Origin of the sequence: Anaerotruncus sp. AF02-27 (assembly GCF_003465835.1) — a bacterium.
In the GTDB taxonomy this organism is placed as follows: domain Bacteria; phylum Bacillota; class Clostridia; order Oscillospirales; family Ruminococcaceae; genus Anaerotruncus; species Anaerotruncus rubiinfantis.
Genome location: NZ_QSBX01000024.1, coordinates 533 through 13,945 on the forward strand (window position 1 = coordinate 533; position 13,413 = coordinate 13,945).

16 protein-coding genes are annotated in these 13,413 nt (G+C 48.5%); 3 read left to right on the forward strand and 13 right to left on the reverse strand.

Annotated elements, in window-relative coordinates; all coding sequences use genetic code 11:
• Positions 1-111: 111 nt before the first annotated feature.
• The 8 genes from DWV16_RS19135 to DWV16_RS14745 form a co-directional block, all read right to left on the reverse strand.
• Positions 112-279 (reverse strand): hypothetical protein, encoded by a 168-nt coding sequence (locus DWV16_RS19135; RefSeq protein WP_154018838.1) that lies wholly within the window; start codon positions 277-279, stop codon positions 112-114.
• Positions 280-406: 127 nt separating this feature from the next.
• Positions 407-724 carry an IS66 family insertion sequence element accessory protein TnpB gene (tnpB, locus tag DWV16_RS14715; RefSeq protein ID WP_118479970.1) on the reverse strand — a complete coding sequence of 106 codons (318 nt, stop codon included), beginning with the start codon at positions 722-724 and terminating at the stop codon, positions 407-409.
• Between the two features lie 422 nt (positions 725-1,146).
• Positions 1,147-1,956, reverse strand: coding sequence for an N-acyl homoserine lactonase family protein (locus tag DWV16_RS14720; protein WP_158572921.1), 810 nt, complete (start codon positions 1,954-1,956; stop codon positions 1,147-1,149).
• Between the two features lie 16 nt (positions 1,957-1,972).
• Positions 1,973-2,317, reverse strand: coding sequence for a cupin domain-containing protein (locus DWV16_RS19885; protein WP_079988093.1), 345 nt, complete (start codon positions 2,315-2,317; stop codon positions 1,973-1,975).
• Positions 2,318-2,331: 14 nt separating this feature from the next.
• Complete coding sequence (locus DWV16_RS14730) at positions 2,332-2,613, reverse strand: cupin domain-containing protein (protein WP_066455079.1); 282 nt, start codon at positions 2,611-2,613, stop codon at positions 2,332-2,334.
• A 32-nt stretch (positions 2,614-2,645) separates the two neighbouring features.
• Positions 2,646-3,926: a TRAP transporter large permease gene (locus DWV16_RS14735; RefSeq protein WP_118479974.1), complete on the reverse strand. Its 1,281-nt coding sequence runs from the start codon at positions 3,924-3,926 to the stop codon at positions 2,646-2,648.
• Positions 3,923-4,435 (reverse strand): TRAP transporter small permease, encoded by a 513-nt coding sequence (locus tag DWV16_RS14740; protein ID WP_158572922.1) that lies wholly within the window; start codon positions 4,433-4,435, stop codon positions 3,923-3,925. Before DWV16_RS14740 ends, DWV16_RS14735 begins: the two co-directional genes overlap by 4 nt.
• A 10-nt stretch (positions 4,436-4,445) precedes the next feature.
• On the reverse strand, positions 4,446-5,528 hold the full coding sequence (locus tag DWV16_RS14745) for a sialic acid TRAP transporter substrate-binding protein SiaP (RefSeq protein WP_118479978.1): 1,083 nt from the start codon (positions 5,526-5,528) through the stop codon (positions 4,446-4,448).
• Between the two features lie 116 nt (positions 5,529-5,644).
• Between DWV16_RS14745 and DWV16_RS14750 the strand changes: the two genes are divergently transcribed.
• Positions 5,645-6,403 carry a GntR family transcriptional regulator gene (locus DWV16_RS14750; RefSeq protein WP_118479980.1) on the forward strand — a complete coding sequence of 253 codons (759 nt, stop codon included), beginning with the start codon at positions 5,645-5,647 and terminating at the stop codon, positions 6,401-6,403.
• On the opposite strand, the gene DWV16_RS14755 is transcribed toward DWV16_RS14750, so the two are convergent.
• The 5 genes from DWV16_RS14755 to DWV16_RS14775 form a co-directional block, all read right to left on the reverse strand.
• Positions 6,351-6,704 carry a DUF4368 domain-containing protein gene (locus tag DWV16_RS14755; protein WP_158572923.1) on the reverse strand — a complete coding sequence of 118 codons (354 nt, stop codon included), beginning with the start codon at positions 6,702-6,704 and terminating at the stop codon, positions 6,351-6,353. The genes DWV16_RS14750 and DWV16_RS14755 overlap by 53 nt on opposite strands.
• A 62-nt stretch (positions 6,705-6,766) precedes the next feature.
• Complete coding sequence (locus DWV16_RS14760) at positions 6,767-7,399, reverse strand: sigma-70 family RNA polymerase sigma factor (RefSeq protein WP_118479983.1); 633 nt, start codon at positions 7,397-7,399, stop codon at positions 6,767-6,769.
• A 637-nt stretch (positions 7,400-8,036) separates the two neighbouring features.
• Positions 8,037-8,231: a hypothetical protein gene (locus tag DWV16_RS14765; RefSeq protein ID WP_118479985.1), complete on the reverse strand. Its 195-nt coding sequence runs from the start codon at positions 8,229-8,231 to the stop codon at positions 8,037-8,039.
• Between the two features lie 13 nt (positions 8,232-8,244).
• Positions 8,245-8,550: a hypothetical protein gene (locus DWV16_RS14770; RefSeq protein ID WP_118479987.1), complete on the reverse strand. Its 306-nt coding sequence runs from the start codon at positions 8,548-8,550 to the stop codon at positions 8,245-8,247.
• Between the two features lie 263 nt (positions 8,551-8,813).
• On the reverse strand, positions 8,814-11,318 hold the full coding sequence (locus DWV16_RS14775) for a DUF927 domain-containing protein (RefSeq protein ID WP_118479989.1): 2,505 nt from the start codon (positions 11,316-11,318) through the stop codon (positions 8,814-8,816).
• 469 nt (positions 11,319-11,787) lie between these two features.
• On the opposite strand from DWV16_RS14775, the gene DWV16_RS14780 reads away from it, so the two are divergent.
• Both DWV16_RS14780 and xerC read left to right on the forward strand, forming a co-directional pair.
• Positions 11,788-12,186: a helix-turn-helix transcriptional regulator gene (locus DWV16_RS14780; protein ID WP_255420073.1), complete on the forward strand. Its 399-nt coding sequence runs from the start codon at positions 11,788-11,790 to the stop codon at positions 12,184-12,186.
• A 7-nt stretch (positions 12,187-12,193) separates the two neighbouring features.
• Positions 12,194-13,384 (forward strand): tyrosine recombinase XerC, encoded by a 1,191-nt coding sequence (gene xerC / locus DWV16_RS14785; protein ID WP_118479993.1) that lies wholly within the window; start codon positions 12,194-12,196, stop codon positions 13,382-13,384.
• Positions 13,385-13,413: the final 29 nt, after the last annotated feature.

A 13,413-nucleotide genomic window follows, 5' to 3' on the forward strand; every position in this document is an offset into this window, starting at 1 on the left:
ATGTAATCATTTCCTACACAATAGGCAAAGCCTTGATCTGTTCCATACACAGGCGGGCGGTGGCCAACGGCGCGGGCATAGTCTGCATACCGGTTGACGTAGACGTTAACCTCAGCCATGAGCCCCTGCGCCTTCCTGCATATTCAGCCGTTTCGCCTTTGCGTTCCAGCTCTCCGCCGTCTCCATTGGCATTTCATAGACCGGCAGGGTGATGCCAATATCAGGATCGGTGTATTCACCGGCCAGTTTGAAGCCGGGAAGCTCGTCATACTTTTTCATGTGATCTCATCGAGCGCATCGTAAGCCTCACGAACATTCTCGACTATGATTTCATTACGATTATAGGCGTTTCCATAGCCATCAGCAATAAAGGCCATGTCAGTTAGACATTCGCCCGCCGATTCTTCTATAAAATATTGCCCTTGCTGGTCCGAAAGCACTGTTCGTGCTGCGCCGTCAGGCTTTTTACCTCGTTTTCGTTCCTCGGCCACTGGTAACTTCCCTGCTCCAGACGCTTGTACAGCAGGAGAAAGCCGTCCCCTTCCCAGTACGCCCCCTTGATCCTGTCCCGCCGTTTCCTGCAGAACAGGAACAGCGTGTTGGTGAACGGATCCAACTGGAACTGCTGCTGTACGATCGTCGCCAGACCGTCGATTCCACTTCGGAGATTCGTATATCCGCAGGCAATGTACACTTTATCCGCCCCGGTAAAATTATTCAGCATGTCCGCAGCAGCTCCGCCAAAATCTGCAGCAATTCCGGCCCCATTTCCTGATACAGATCAATGCTGCCGCTCCCAATGTTGAGTGTGGCGGTACGTTCCGGAACATTCCGTGGTGGCTGTGGTGCAGGCAGCTCCACAAATGCTGTTGCGGGGTGAGCTGCTGGTTCTTTCCTGCGGATACCCGACAGGACTTCTCTTTCCCACCGGTAATATGTTGTTGTGGTTACTCCTCGCTGACGGCATCATTCGCGCACGGATATCCCGCTACTTCGGCACTCCTGCACTTTTGCCTGATGCTTTAACTCATTACCTGTCATCTTTATGCGCCCCTTAAAAGAGAATAGTGGTGGATTGTTTCACAACATCCCACCACTATTCTCTCATGCTTGTCTACCCGTTGGAGTATTTGACGCTTACGCAGATTATATAATTACACCACCAGGATAATGCGAAAACACTTTCCAATCATGAGCAGGAATTACAGTATCCGCGCGCATATGTAAAGTATCGTACGCTTTGGCGAGCTCTCCTAAGTTCCAGATATTCCCTCCTGGGCCCAGCCAATTGTGCTCCCAATTCTCATATTTTGGGACAATATCTCCAGCTAAAGCAATAACGGAAGATGCGGTTTCGATAAATACAGCAAGACTACCGGGGGTATGCCCGCCCAATTGTAAAAAGTGCACATGCTTGGATATGGTGCCCTTACCGTTAATGGGCTTTATTCTTGCCATTTGAGTGACACATTCCCGTATTCCCGGATAAAAATGTGGGGCCCATACAGGTGCGGATAGGAAATAAGGGAGATCATCCGCCGGGATCATTAACTGGGCGTTGGGAAAAAGTTGGTTTCCACCGATATGATCCCAATGCAGATGCGTATTGACCACGATGTCAATGTCGTTTGGTTGTACGCCCAGCTTTTTGAGCTGATCTTCCAGCGGTTCCAGCGCTTTTAAGTAGTATCGGTCCCCGCGCTCCTTTCGGATACGATGAATCCGGTCGAAATCTCCAACCCCGGAGTCTACGAGAATTTTTGTGCCGTTGTCATCGATGTAAAAAGCGCAGCCACAGTGCTTGACTCCCTCACTGACAGTCCCGTCACTCCATGTAACCTGTGTTTTTTCCTCGATGGTTTCGAGCATCGGACCATGGGTTCCCACATTGTTATATACCGCCGAAGGAGGAATTGCCATTTCGGAAACCGCTAAGATTTGAATTTGGACCGCCATATACAAACCTCCAAAGCTATAATTTCGCTGAGCAAACAATATGCTCCAGGACATCATCACCTGTGTTGCGCAACCCATGCAGAACGCCGCAGGGGATGGGTATGATATCGCCAGCCTTCACAGGGCGTTCCTCGTCGCCTATGGTCATGATCCCGTGGCCTCTTACAATGTAAAACGCTTCCTCAACGGCATCATGGAGATGGGTGGGTACGAAACCGCCGCAGTAATAAATTCCATAGTCTCCGCTGTTAAAAGAGCTGCTGTGAAATTCGGTGCCCTTGACGTAGTTGCAAGATACCCGTCCGGTTTCATCTTCATGTTTGGTTTGATGCAGTTTTAAATGTTTTATATTCGCTCCCATATTCAAAATTCCCCCTAAGCTTTTGTGTAATAACGAACCAACCTGAGACCGACATTCCCAGAGTTATTGAACCAATGATCGTTTCCGGCGGGAATGTAGACACTTGACTGCGGGGAGAGTGAATAAAGATATTCATCTACTTTCAGCGTCCCATACCCAGAGATGACGAAATAGCAGGAATCCATATTTTCCAGTGAGAGGTTCGCACCTGTTTCGTTTATTGCGAGCTCGATTTCATCAATGTGCAGCTTTTGAATTTGTCCTTGGCTGGGCTGTACCAAATTTTGAATTTTCAAATGCATGAACTCCTTTCAAATGGCCTTGCTTCCTATCCCAATAATCCTGGCAGCCAGAGTACCAGTCCTGGAATATAGGTGATTAACAACAATACGATAACGAGGACAACCATAAACGGCGCCAATTCCCGAAAAACTGTGTGCAGGGGTACTTTTGCAATTCCTGCCGAAACATAGGTCATCATCCCGAACGGAGGGGTGAGCGTACCAATCATCAAATTGACGACCATCACAACACCTAAATGCACCAGATCGATGCCAAGTCCCTGCGCCACGGGCAAAATGATCGGTAAGAAGATCAGCATCGTGGCATTGAGTTCCATAAAGCACCCAAGAATTAAGAACAAAATATTGAACACCATCAGCATGACATATGGGTTTTGGCTAAAAGAGAGCAGTCCTTCGGTTAGCCTGATCGGGATTTGTTCTGCGGTCAGCACAAACCCAAACAGGGTTGCCGCTCCAATGATAAAACAGATGATTGCCGTATTGGCGGCCGTATTTATGAGGATTTGCTTCATATCTGTGAGTTTAATGGTGTGGTAAAACAAAAACCCCAATAGAAATGCATAGACAGCGGCCACCGAAGCCGCCTCCGTCGGGGTAAAAAAACCGCTGTAGATGCCGCCCAACAGGATGATTGGCGCCATCAATCCGGGAATTGCCTTAATGAAGCTTATCCAGACTTCACGCAGATCAATTCTCTCGTTTCGGGGATAGCTGCGGCGTTTGGCAGTCCAGTAGCAGATGGCCATCATGGCTCCACCCATCAGGATACCGGGGATTGCCCCTCCCAGGAAAAGCCTTCCGATCGACGCGCCGGCGATGGAAGAATAGACCACCATGGGGATACTGGGGGGAATGATAGGCCCTATGATTGAAGATGCCGCTGTGATTGCTGCGGAAAAGGGCTTATCATACCCGTCGTCCGTCATGGCCTTGATTTCCATTGTCCCCAATCCTGCGGCATCGGCGGCGGACGAACCGGACATTCCCGCAAACAGCATACTTGCCAGAACATTGGTGTGCGCCATACCACCGGGAATCCATCCCACAATTGAATTTGCAAACCGGAACAGGTAGGTTGTTATACCACAGTGGTTCATCAATTCCGCGGCAAGGATGAACATTGGTATTGCCATCAGCAAAAAACTGTCCATCCCGGCAACGGATTTGCGCGCCACCAAGGTCAGCTGTTCACCGGACAGAATCAGGTAGGTGGTGGAGGAGAGCAGTAAGGAGGACCATATCGGAGCCTTGAATAGGAACAGGACGATTAATACCAGGATAAAAGCGGTCAAATGCAGGCTCATATGGGTGCGCCTCCTTTCCTGGTCAGCTCACTGGCTGCTTCCATACAGTCCCCTAAAAAGGCGACGATCATAGCGCATAGACCGGCCAAATACCCAAGATGAGGCAATCCCGACGGCCAGGAAAGGGCTGCTGAGGGGATCGTGTTCATACTCTGGACCAATCGCATTGTTGGCGGCAGCAGCAAAAAGAAAAATAATACGATGACGATATTTGTCAGAATTCGGACAATATTCTGCAATCGCGGAGACATCAGCCTGGAAACAAGAAAATCGAACTGGATCTGGTTTTTCATCTGGATTGCAATTGCACAACCCAAACAGTTGAGCCAGACGAATAAAAGCCGGGTAAATTCTTCGGTCCAGGACAATGGGGAGGAAAATATTTTCCGGCAGATAATCTGGAGGAAGGTTGCCCCAACGATTAGAATCAGAAGGATACAACACACTACGCGGCAAATCCGGTTGACAAAGTGTACTGTGCGCATAAGAGCGTTTACGATTTTATTCATTCCCGCGACCTCATTCCTGATAGGACTGCACTCTTTCATAATAACCTTCGCCCCATTCGGAGTCGAAGTTTTCGGTCATATATTTTGTCGCCGCCGCTCGGAATGCCTCCACGTCAGGCGTATGTACGGTGACGCCTTCCTCTTCCAATTTTGCTACCAGATCGGATTCCTGCTGGAGGGCGATTTCCTTCTCATATTCGCCGGCTTCCTTGACGCATTGTACAATCAAATCCTGATCCTCTTTTGACAGCCCCTGCCAAAACGCGTCGTTGACCATAACCGTATTAAAATTATAATTGTGGCCGGTCATGATGATGTACTTCTGAACTTCCTGGAATTTGTTCTGATAGATGGTGGGCAGAGGATTCTCCTGCGCGTCAATCACACCTGTTTTAAGTGACAGATAGACCTCCGAAAGGCTGATTGGCGTGGGGCTCGCGCCGAGCGCATTGCCATTGGCAATATAAAGCGGCCCATCCGGCACGCGCATTTTGACGCCCTTTAAATCGGCGGGGGTATCAATCTGTTTGTTGGCGCTGATGTGCCGCGTTCCATAGTACCACACATCGATTACCCGTATACCGCGGGATTCAAGAAGCTCATCGAACATCTCCTGCCCAATTTCCCCAGTCATAACAGACATCATATGATCGATGTCCCGGAACGCATAGACTGCTTCACTCACCAAAAATTTCGGGGCCCACTGCGCAAGAAATCCGCCCCCTTCATTTCCCATTTGGTTGGTGCCTTCTACCAGCATCCCCATAATCTCATTGTTATTCCCAAGTTGAGAGCTGGGGAACAGGTTAACGGTAATTCTCCCATCGGATCTGCTTTCCACGAGTTCCTTAAACTTCGCAGTGCCTTGATTAAAGGGGAGATCGGGCGCGAAAACGTTACCCCAGCGAATTTCAATTGGCTCTTGGGCGGCTGGGGCATTCTGGCCGGGATCCGACGCCGCAGACGAAGAGATTGGCGTGGTGCCGGGGGAGGGATCAGTGCTTTGTGTTGCGTTATTGGAGGAGCAAGCTGATAACAGGGTAATACAGGTGAAAAGCGAAAGGACTTTGATTTTGAAACCGCTGTTTGCCATAGTAAACACTCCTTTTTCTTTTTTAGATTCTAAATTTTAAATCTAAAATCTAATCTTGACTTTAATATAGCAATAATTTACAATGATGTCAAGACACTTTTAAGGAGGAACTTTCGATGAGTAACATTGATAGCCCCTACCTGTTGGTGGATCTTGCTTATCGTGCGATAAAGGACGACATTTTGACAAAACAACTTGTGCCCGGAAAAAAAATCGTAGTACATGATTTGTCACAACGCTACCAGATCAGCGAGACTCCCATTAAACAGGCACTAAACCGGCTGATTACAGAAGGGCTTGTAGAAAGCATCCCAAGACGTGGCGTGACCATCAAAAAGCTTACATTAAAAGGCTTGCGCGATATGATGCAAGCCCGGAGAATGATAGAGTTGTTTGCGGTTCCACAAATTTTGCAAAAAGCGAAGGAGGAACCGCAGTTTGTTGATATATTAAATGAGAATACGTGCCAACTCGAAGAGTCTTTGAAAACTGCAAGCGCGAGCGATTATTATGCAAAACAAAACCAATTGGATACCCAATTTCATGTCTTGCTGGTGGGGACTTTAGAGAATGAAAAAATATCAGAGATTTACAGCCATCTAGGTACACATCTTGTGGTATTTTATCTTTATGGCGTCAAACAGATGGAACGGTTTTTGGAAAGCTTGGAGGAACATAAAGAAATTCTTCGTGCTGTCCGTAACCTCGATCGAAAGGAATTGGAGGAGGCGCTTCTTCACCATTTAGATATGACGGAAGCAGATTCACAAAAAAATTTAACGCAAGTCCTAAAAAATTGCAGCGTATTTGATCCGGATAAAATTAGCTGTACAGGTAAATATCCACCTGCATTGTCCGTTTCCTCTCGATCTTAACAGCTTCATGGACAACTACCTTTTCGATAAACTCATTCAAAGGGGTGGGCGTGCGTTCCGTAAACTCAGTGTGCCGCTTTACCAGTTCTAAAAATCGGTCGGCTCTCACACTATCGGTATTGTAGCGGTCAATCTCGGCTTGTAACCTCTCAATCTCTCTATCAAGATTTTTCTGTTCGGTATCATAGCCCGTCAAAAGTTCCGAAAAATGGTTTTCGGGGATTTTGTCTGCGGCATAGCTTTCATACAGCTTTTTAATCAGACGGCTGATTTCCTCCCGGCGGCGTTTGCTCTTTGTCAACTTCTTTCGGTTTTGCCGAACAAGGTTCTCGTCGATCTCCGCAAGCTCGGCCTGTAGGCCCTTTAGGTCAACCTGGTTGCATTCGATGGAGACGCGGCCCGCAAAGATTTTCTCAGCTTCTCCAATGCGTGACGCTCCGCGCTGAGCACTCCCTGATGGGATATCCCTATCCGCTCGGCTATCTCGCGCAGCTTCATCCCGTCTATGTACCGCAGCCGGATCACCTGCCGTTGCCGTGGGGATAATGTGCCTATCGCCGCTCTCAGTTGTTTCTGCAATTCACCGTTTTCTATCCGTTTGACCGGTGACGGCTCCGGACTTTCCAGCGCGTCAAGCAATGCGATTTCGTCATCCTCCCGGCCCGGTAAAGGTGCATCAAGCGAAATTGTATCCATCTGCTTTTGGTGTTCTTTGGAGCAGCGCAGGCCCAGCGCTTCCCGAACGGTATTCATGACATTGCGGCTAAGGTAGGTTGTGAACCGGTACGGCTTTGCCGGGTCGAAGTATTTCAGGGCTCGGACAAGTCCTAAATAGGCGTACTGTTCCAGATCCTCTGGATCTAATAGCCGCTCTTGTGCTATGCCCTGATACTTACTCACCAGCTTGTAAAGTAACCTCTGGTTATTCAGATACAGGGCCGTGAGCGCGTCCCGGTCGCCGCCCTTGGCCTTGACCGCCAATTCTTCATTGTTCATGGCGTTCACCTCCAGTGTGCGCCTCGTGCACACCTTCTTTCAGATACCTTGCGTAAACCTTGCCTCTTTTGCGGTGGGAAAGTATTCATCAGTGGGGAAATACGCGCGCGCGTATCGTGTCAACTAATTCGCCTTAACCCATTATCACGCGCGTACCAGCTTCAAAAAACGCCTGTTTTGTTCCTGTTCTCCCGCTGTTACCAGGCGCGGGAACTCTCATTGTGGACACCTGCGAAGGTATACCCAACTTGGTAACCCCTTTGCAATGATTCCTGTTGCGGCCTCACGCTTCACCCGCTGCCGTAGAAGATGCTTTCTCATTGCCGGTTCTTTGCCAACTGTCTTTTTAGGGTCTTGGAAATCTCGGGATACTTTCTTTTTAGGGCCTCCGAAATCTCCGAATGTTCCTTTTAGGGACTCAGAAAATGAAGATGCCCTTTTAGGGGGCAAAATAGCCAAATAGTACCCACAATGAAGCATCCCCCCGGTAGCGGGCAAGTGGCTAACCATAATCGCCAACACCACAAGGCCCCTGCCATTTATGGAAAATCCCCGAAATGAGATTTTAAATTCCCGTGGGGAAATTTTACTGTGAAGAACTGGGGCTCGCGGTGTCGCCTGCTATCACTGTTCTTTCTTAGTCGTCCCCGGGTGCATCAATCACCGCCTGTATGATATCCCCGGCCTCAAAGGTCGCTCTGCTGATCCCCACAACCGCGCACTGTTCGCCGTCCCACCATGCGCAGCGCTCGCCCATGCAGAAAGGCTTATCATTTACTCGAATCGCCGCCATCGCAAGCAGCGGGCAAATATTAATCATTTGGTATTTCATGTTGATCCTCCTATCAAAATGGCGGTACTTTGCGTTCCTTCAATTCCCTCTCACAGACTGGATAAATCGCATTGTCGCCGGTCATAAGCGCTATACACGCAACAGCTTTTAACAGCAATTCATCCAACGGCTTTCCGTCTTTGATTCCCTTTATAATCTCGGAAGGGATTGTTCTGCCACGCAATATATACGCCTGCTCCCGGCGGCACATTTCTGCCAACAGTTCGGTATTTGCTTTGCCGGAGGTGTCTTTCACTGAGGGAACAGCAGATCCGTTTTGATTTATTTTTTCCGTGGTAACTGGTTTCCATGTCTTCATAACCCCACCTCTATCTAATTTTGGTACTACCCGTACTACCGATTTGTAAAGTGGCTTATAATGCGGGTTTACGGGTTCGTTCTCTCAAAAATCCGGTACTACCTCGGTACTACCGAAAGTACTACCCAATGGCTTGAAGATTGCGCGGTAGTACAAAAGGTAGTACCTGGGTAGTACCTGTTTTTTTAAAATGGATGCCCGCAAATGAGCCTGTGATGCGGGTTTACGGCCCGGTAGTACGAGTAGTACCAATTTTTTATATACTATGCTTCCTGCGAAATATCTACGGCCGCTCTGTGCACCCATAGAAAACTGTGGTTTCTTCCGTTGATCTTTTTCTGACGGACACTTTTGTTTTTCACATGGTCAGGCAAAACGACACCTTCCAAAATCAAGTTCTTAAATAAAGTATTTTTCCCAACTGGAAAATTGCGCCCTTGTCTGCTATAGAATTCGGCTACGCTTTTATAGGCCGTTTCTGCATACAGATATAGATAATCATTATCCCGGTAGCCAATAAAGCCCACCGAATGGTTTTCACTGTCGTTTCCAATGTCCAGCACATGTGCCTGATCCGTCGCCAGCAGTTCCGACAGTGCGGACAGGAACATTGTGGTTGGCCTATCCAGTTCGAGCCGCTTGTTCTGCCGCTCCGCCAGCTCCAACAGAACCTGCCAGACATCAGCTGCAACGTTGCGCATGCTTTCTTCGTCGATACAGCCGGTTTCACAAAGAAATTGAAGAAACATCAGCATCCCGATTTGAAGGTGTGCGATAGATTCTCCGATCCGCCCATGTGAGCTGTTTTTTCTGGCCTGACTGCGCAGCTCTATAAACTGCTCCTTTAGTTCTCCCGGCAGGTTTTCGGTCTGTGGGATCAACCATTTTATGTACTCAGCCATACAGCTGGAAAGCTGTTCGCTTTTGCTTTGCAGGTTGGAAAGGATGGCTTCGTTAATGTCTCCCTTTTTTATTTCCACAACGATATTGCGGGCCGTCCCCGATTGCCCGATATCGGGCAAATCCTCCCCCGTAATGATTGCGTTGCCGCGTGGAACATAGGAGCCGCGCAGCGTCCCGTCCGCATTCATCCGGCCTCTGCCCGTCCTGTCGCCGTACATTCTCGCCACAGCCTGCGCCGTTCCCTGCATCTTCATAGCTTCCTGCCTGCTGCTGGTGGGGTGATAGTCGTCGATCACCGTCAGCACATCTTTAAGTAAGAACCCCTGCTTTTCCAGACTGTTCACCGTATCCTTAAAGGAAGACGGCAGGCTTTTATTATCGAAATTGCCAAAGAAAGAGAGCAGCAAGGCCGCAAGCGTGGATTTCATCGCGCCGGTGATTCCCAGAAGGTAGAGCACAAAGGAAGGTTCCATTCCTGCCCGCCTCAGAAACTCATTGAGCGGGGAAAGAAAAGCAAGCCCCACAAGTGGATATACAATTTCTTTTGGCGCGAGCTTCAAAACCTGCAGCGCCAACATCTGTGCCGCATGCTGGTCCCCGCATTCAACCAGACAATACCGCGACAGCCGCCCATCCAGTTCTACGCGCACATCTTTTGCACCGATCGCCCCGGCCGCGTGGAGAAATGCCCATTTTCCATTCATCTCGCGCCAGCCAGTATGTGTATAAATGTATTCCTGTTTAACCTGTAGGGCCTGTGCGCCGATGCTGTCCCGGTAGTATGCCATTGTGTTCTGACCGACAGCCGGACGCAGTGACATGCCCCAGGTCTGCGGAATAAAATTCATACTCCCGAAATCTTTGGCCGCGATATATTCAGAGGACATTTCCCGGCCCTCACAGACCGCCTTCAGCTGGAAAACCCGGTCGCGCTCGATTCCGTTGTCCCTTACAGTTTCAGCTTCGGCTACGATGAAAAAGTTTCCCAAATATTGCTCCGTGGTTTCGCCGTTCTTCTCGTACTCCCGAAAAAAGAGATGATCTTTTATCCGATAGCATGTCCCTTTAAACCGGTCGTCGTAGCGGCTGGGAGCCGGGGGTTCATACTCCGGTGTATCTTCTACCCGTGCTGTAAACTGCTCGAAACTCCCGCCGCGCTCTAAGTAATCAGTGATATCCGCATGTTCCGGGATGTCTGCCCATATCTTTGAAAGGTCTATGAGCTTGACGCTTCCGGCCACGCCCGCCAGCTTGCCCGCGATTTCCTGCGAGAATTCCTTGCCAACAGAATCATGATCCTCTATAATAATGACAGAAGCATTTTTGAGACAGTCGCTATAGGAGCGCAGCCACTTGCCTTTACCCGCGCCGTGGGTATTGCAGGTGGCTGTCTTTTTATGCTGCCGCAGGGTTTCAACATCCTTTTCGCCTTCCACAACGAAAACCGGTTCGCCGTCGCGTACCGCCCGCAGCACTTCGGGCAAATTGTACAAAACCGGCGCGACACCTTTTAGGTCAAATTTCCAGCCTCCGTGACCATCCGGCCGCGCCTGTGAAAATCCCTTTGGATCATATCGGATTTTCTTAAACAGTGTCTTTCCGTCTGCGTCCGTATAGAGGTATTCGGCCGCGACCCGTTTCTTTTCTGGTTTCGGTGGAAACAGGTCGTTCATGGCAAGACCCATTGCGGCAACAATATTCTCTGTTCTGCATCCGGCTTGGCACTTGACCAATATCCGGCCATCCGTACCGGATGAAATACAGAGGCTTGCATTCTGATCGTCGTGCGCCGGGCAGAGCGCTGTATATTGCCCTCCATTGCCCTTGACCTTTTTTAAGTGTGACAGGAAGGTTTCCAGTTCCATTCGTTCACCGCCTATCCAATCTTTCTGATCTTTCCGTACTGCTCCGGTTCCGGGTGCGCCAGATATTCAAGCAGCGCGTCGTATCGATTAATGTCATGGTTGCATCTCCTTCCCATAGCCTGCTACCTCTTCCGAAGTCATTCCCAATGCAGCGCATACACGGAATAGCTCATTAGCTTCTAATTTCCGCCGCTTCATCAGTACAGAGTTAAATTGTGCCGGGGTCATTCCTGCCCGTCGTGCTATTTCCGACTGGACGCAAGCGCGTGATTGAATTATCGTAGCTATGTTTTCTCTAATGTCGGACAAGTGTTTCACCTCTTTCTATTTTCTTATAATCAAAGAATCTTTTTGTCATTATATTCTTAAATATAAAGATTGTCAATGCGGGTTTCTCTTTTTTTAAGAAAATCATATTGACTTTTTCAAAAAATGCTTTACTATGAAGATAATAAGAGGTGATAATGTGATGGATTTAATATCAACAGGGCTCCGAAGATGCAGACAAAAAAAGGGCCTATCTGTGAAACGAGTGGCTGAATTGATCCAAGAGACGGGTGTTCGAATATCCCCTAAGACGATCTACGGATGGGAAAACGGCAGAAGCTATCCTGATGTAGGAACTTTTTTATTACTTTGTATGCATTATGAAGTAGAGGATATTTTGGGTGAATTTGGATTCAGAGCACCCAATGAAGGCGTAAATATTAGGAATTTGACAAATGCAGAATATGAGCACATCGAAAAATTTCGCTCGCTGGATATGCATGGCGCGACGGCAGTCAAATGCCTGTTGCAACTTGAATTTGATAGGTGCACCTCTGCTTCCCAAAAGAAAACAGAACCAGATAAGGGCCCGGAAAGGTGATGTTTTTATGGCAACGATCCAGAAACGCGGGAATAGCTATAAGATCACCGTATCATGTGGCTATGACCTCACCGGCAAGCAGATACGGCGGCATAAGACCTTTACCCCGGACAAGGGTATGACCGAGAAGCAGGTGGAGAAGGCTGTTCAGCGCGAAGCCGTGTTATTTGAGGAATCCTGTAAAACAGGAAAAGCGGCAGACGGAAACGTTAAATTCGAGGCATTTACAGAACAGTGGTTCAGGGAATATGCCGAACCAAAATTGAAAAAACGATCGATTGATCGGTACAGACAATTTACAAAACGGGTCTATACTGCAATGGGACATCTCCGCATGGACAAAATCACAACACGTTCCTTACAAGCCTTTGTGATGAATCTATCCGAAGATGGAATGAATGAGCGCACCGGCGGTGGCCTCTCAGCAAAGACCATTAAAGACTACGTTTCATTTGTATCCAGCGTCTTTGATTACGCGGTATCGCAAGGCGTGATTTCTTCCAACCCCTGCCGTGGCGTTTCACTCCCCTCAATTCACCAGACTGACAAAGATTTTTATTCGCTTGAAGAAACCGAACGCTTCTTAGAGCTTCTGGAAAGTGAATCACTGAATTGGAGATTATTCTTTACTCTAGCCATTTACGGAGGGTTTCGACGCGGTGAGTTGTTCGGGCTGGAATGGAAAGACATTGATTTTGACAGCGGCGTGATAACCGTCAACCGTACCAGCAATTATACCGTTACCCGTGGCGTATTCACCGACACACCAAAAACAAAAGGCTCCCGAAGGAGCCTGAAAATGCCTGACTGTGTTATACAGTTGTTGCGGCAATATCGATCTGAACAAGCCGCCGCACGCTTACAAACCGGCGATCAATGGCAGGAATCTGATAGACTGTTTGTATCGTGGAATGGGAAACCCATGCATCCGAATCGTGCACAAAACTGGTTGACAAATTTCTGTAACCGCACCGGTATGCGGCACGTGAATATTCACAGCTTTAGGCACCTGAATGCCTCCCTGCTCATCAACAGCGGCGCGGATATTAAGACGGTTTCCTCTGCACTTGGACATGCGCAGACAACCACTACACTAAATATCTATGCACACACCTTTGCGGCCGCGCAAGCGAAGGCGTCAGAAGCAGTGGCAAACGCTTTGGATTTTAAAAAAATCCGGGCAATAAACACCAAATAAACACCAAAACAAGGGAAACGGGATAAATC

Excerpts from the sequence above, each read along its gene's own strand:
- DWV16_RS14740 (WP_158572922.1), bottom strand. The coding sequence starts at position 4,435 with ATGAATAAAATCGTAAACGCTCTTATGCGCACAGTACACTTTGTCAAC.
- DWV16_RS19135 (WP_154018838.1), bottom strand. The coding sequence starts at position 279 with ATGAAAAAGTATGACGAGCTTCCCGGCTTCAAACTGGCCGGTGAATAC.
- DWV16_RS14760 (WP_118479983.1), bottom strand. The coding sequence starts at position 7,399 with ATGAACAATGAAGAATTGGCGGTCAAGGCCAAGGGCGGCGACCGGGAC.
- xerC (WP_118479993.1), top strand. The coding sequence starts at position 12,194 with ATGGCAACGATCCAGAAACGCGGGAATAGCTATAAGATCACCGTATCA.
- tnpB (WP_118479970.1), bottom strand. The coding sequence starts at position 724 with ATGCTGAATAATTTTACCGGGGCGGATAAAGTGTACATTGCCTGCGGA.
- DWV16_RS14770 (WP_118479987.1), bottom strand. The coding sequence starts at position 8,550 with ATGAAGACATGGAAACCAGTTACCACGGAAAAAATAAATCAAAACGGA.
- DWV16_RS14765 (WP_118479985.1), bottom strand. The coding sequence starts at position 8,231 with ATGAAATACCAAATGATTAATATTTGCCCGCTGCTTGCGATGGCGGCG.
- DWV16_RS14780 (WP_255420073.1), top strand. The coding sequence starts at position 11,788 with ATGGATTTAATATCAACAGGGCTCCGAAGATGCAGACAAAAAAAGGGC.
- DWV16_RS14720 (WP_158572921.1), bottom strand. The coding sequence starts at position 1,956 with ATGGCGGTCCAAATTCAAATCTTAGCGGTTTCCGAAATGGCAATTCCT.
- DWV16_RS14745 (WP_118479978.1), bottom strand. The coding sequence starts at position 5,528 with ATGGCAAACAGCGGTTTCAAAATCAAAGTCCTTTCGCTTTTCACCTGT.
- DWV16_RS14750 (WP_118479980.1), top strand. The coding sequence starts at position 5,645 with ATGAGTAACATTGATAGCCCCTACCTGTTGGTGGATCTTGCTTATCGT.
- DWV16_RS14775 (WP_118479989.1), bottom strand. The coding sequence starts at position 11,318 with ATGGAACTGGAAACCTTCCTGTCACACTTAAAAAAGGTCAAGGGCAAT.
- DWV16_RS19885 (WP_079988093.1), bottom strand. The coding sequence starts at position 2,317 with ATGGGAGCGAATATAAAACATTTAAAACTGCATCAAACCAAACATGAA.
- DWV16_RS14735 (WP_118479974.1), bottom strand. The coding sequence starts at position 3,926 with ATGAGCCTGCATTTGACCGCTTTTATCCTGGTATTAATCGTCCTGTTC.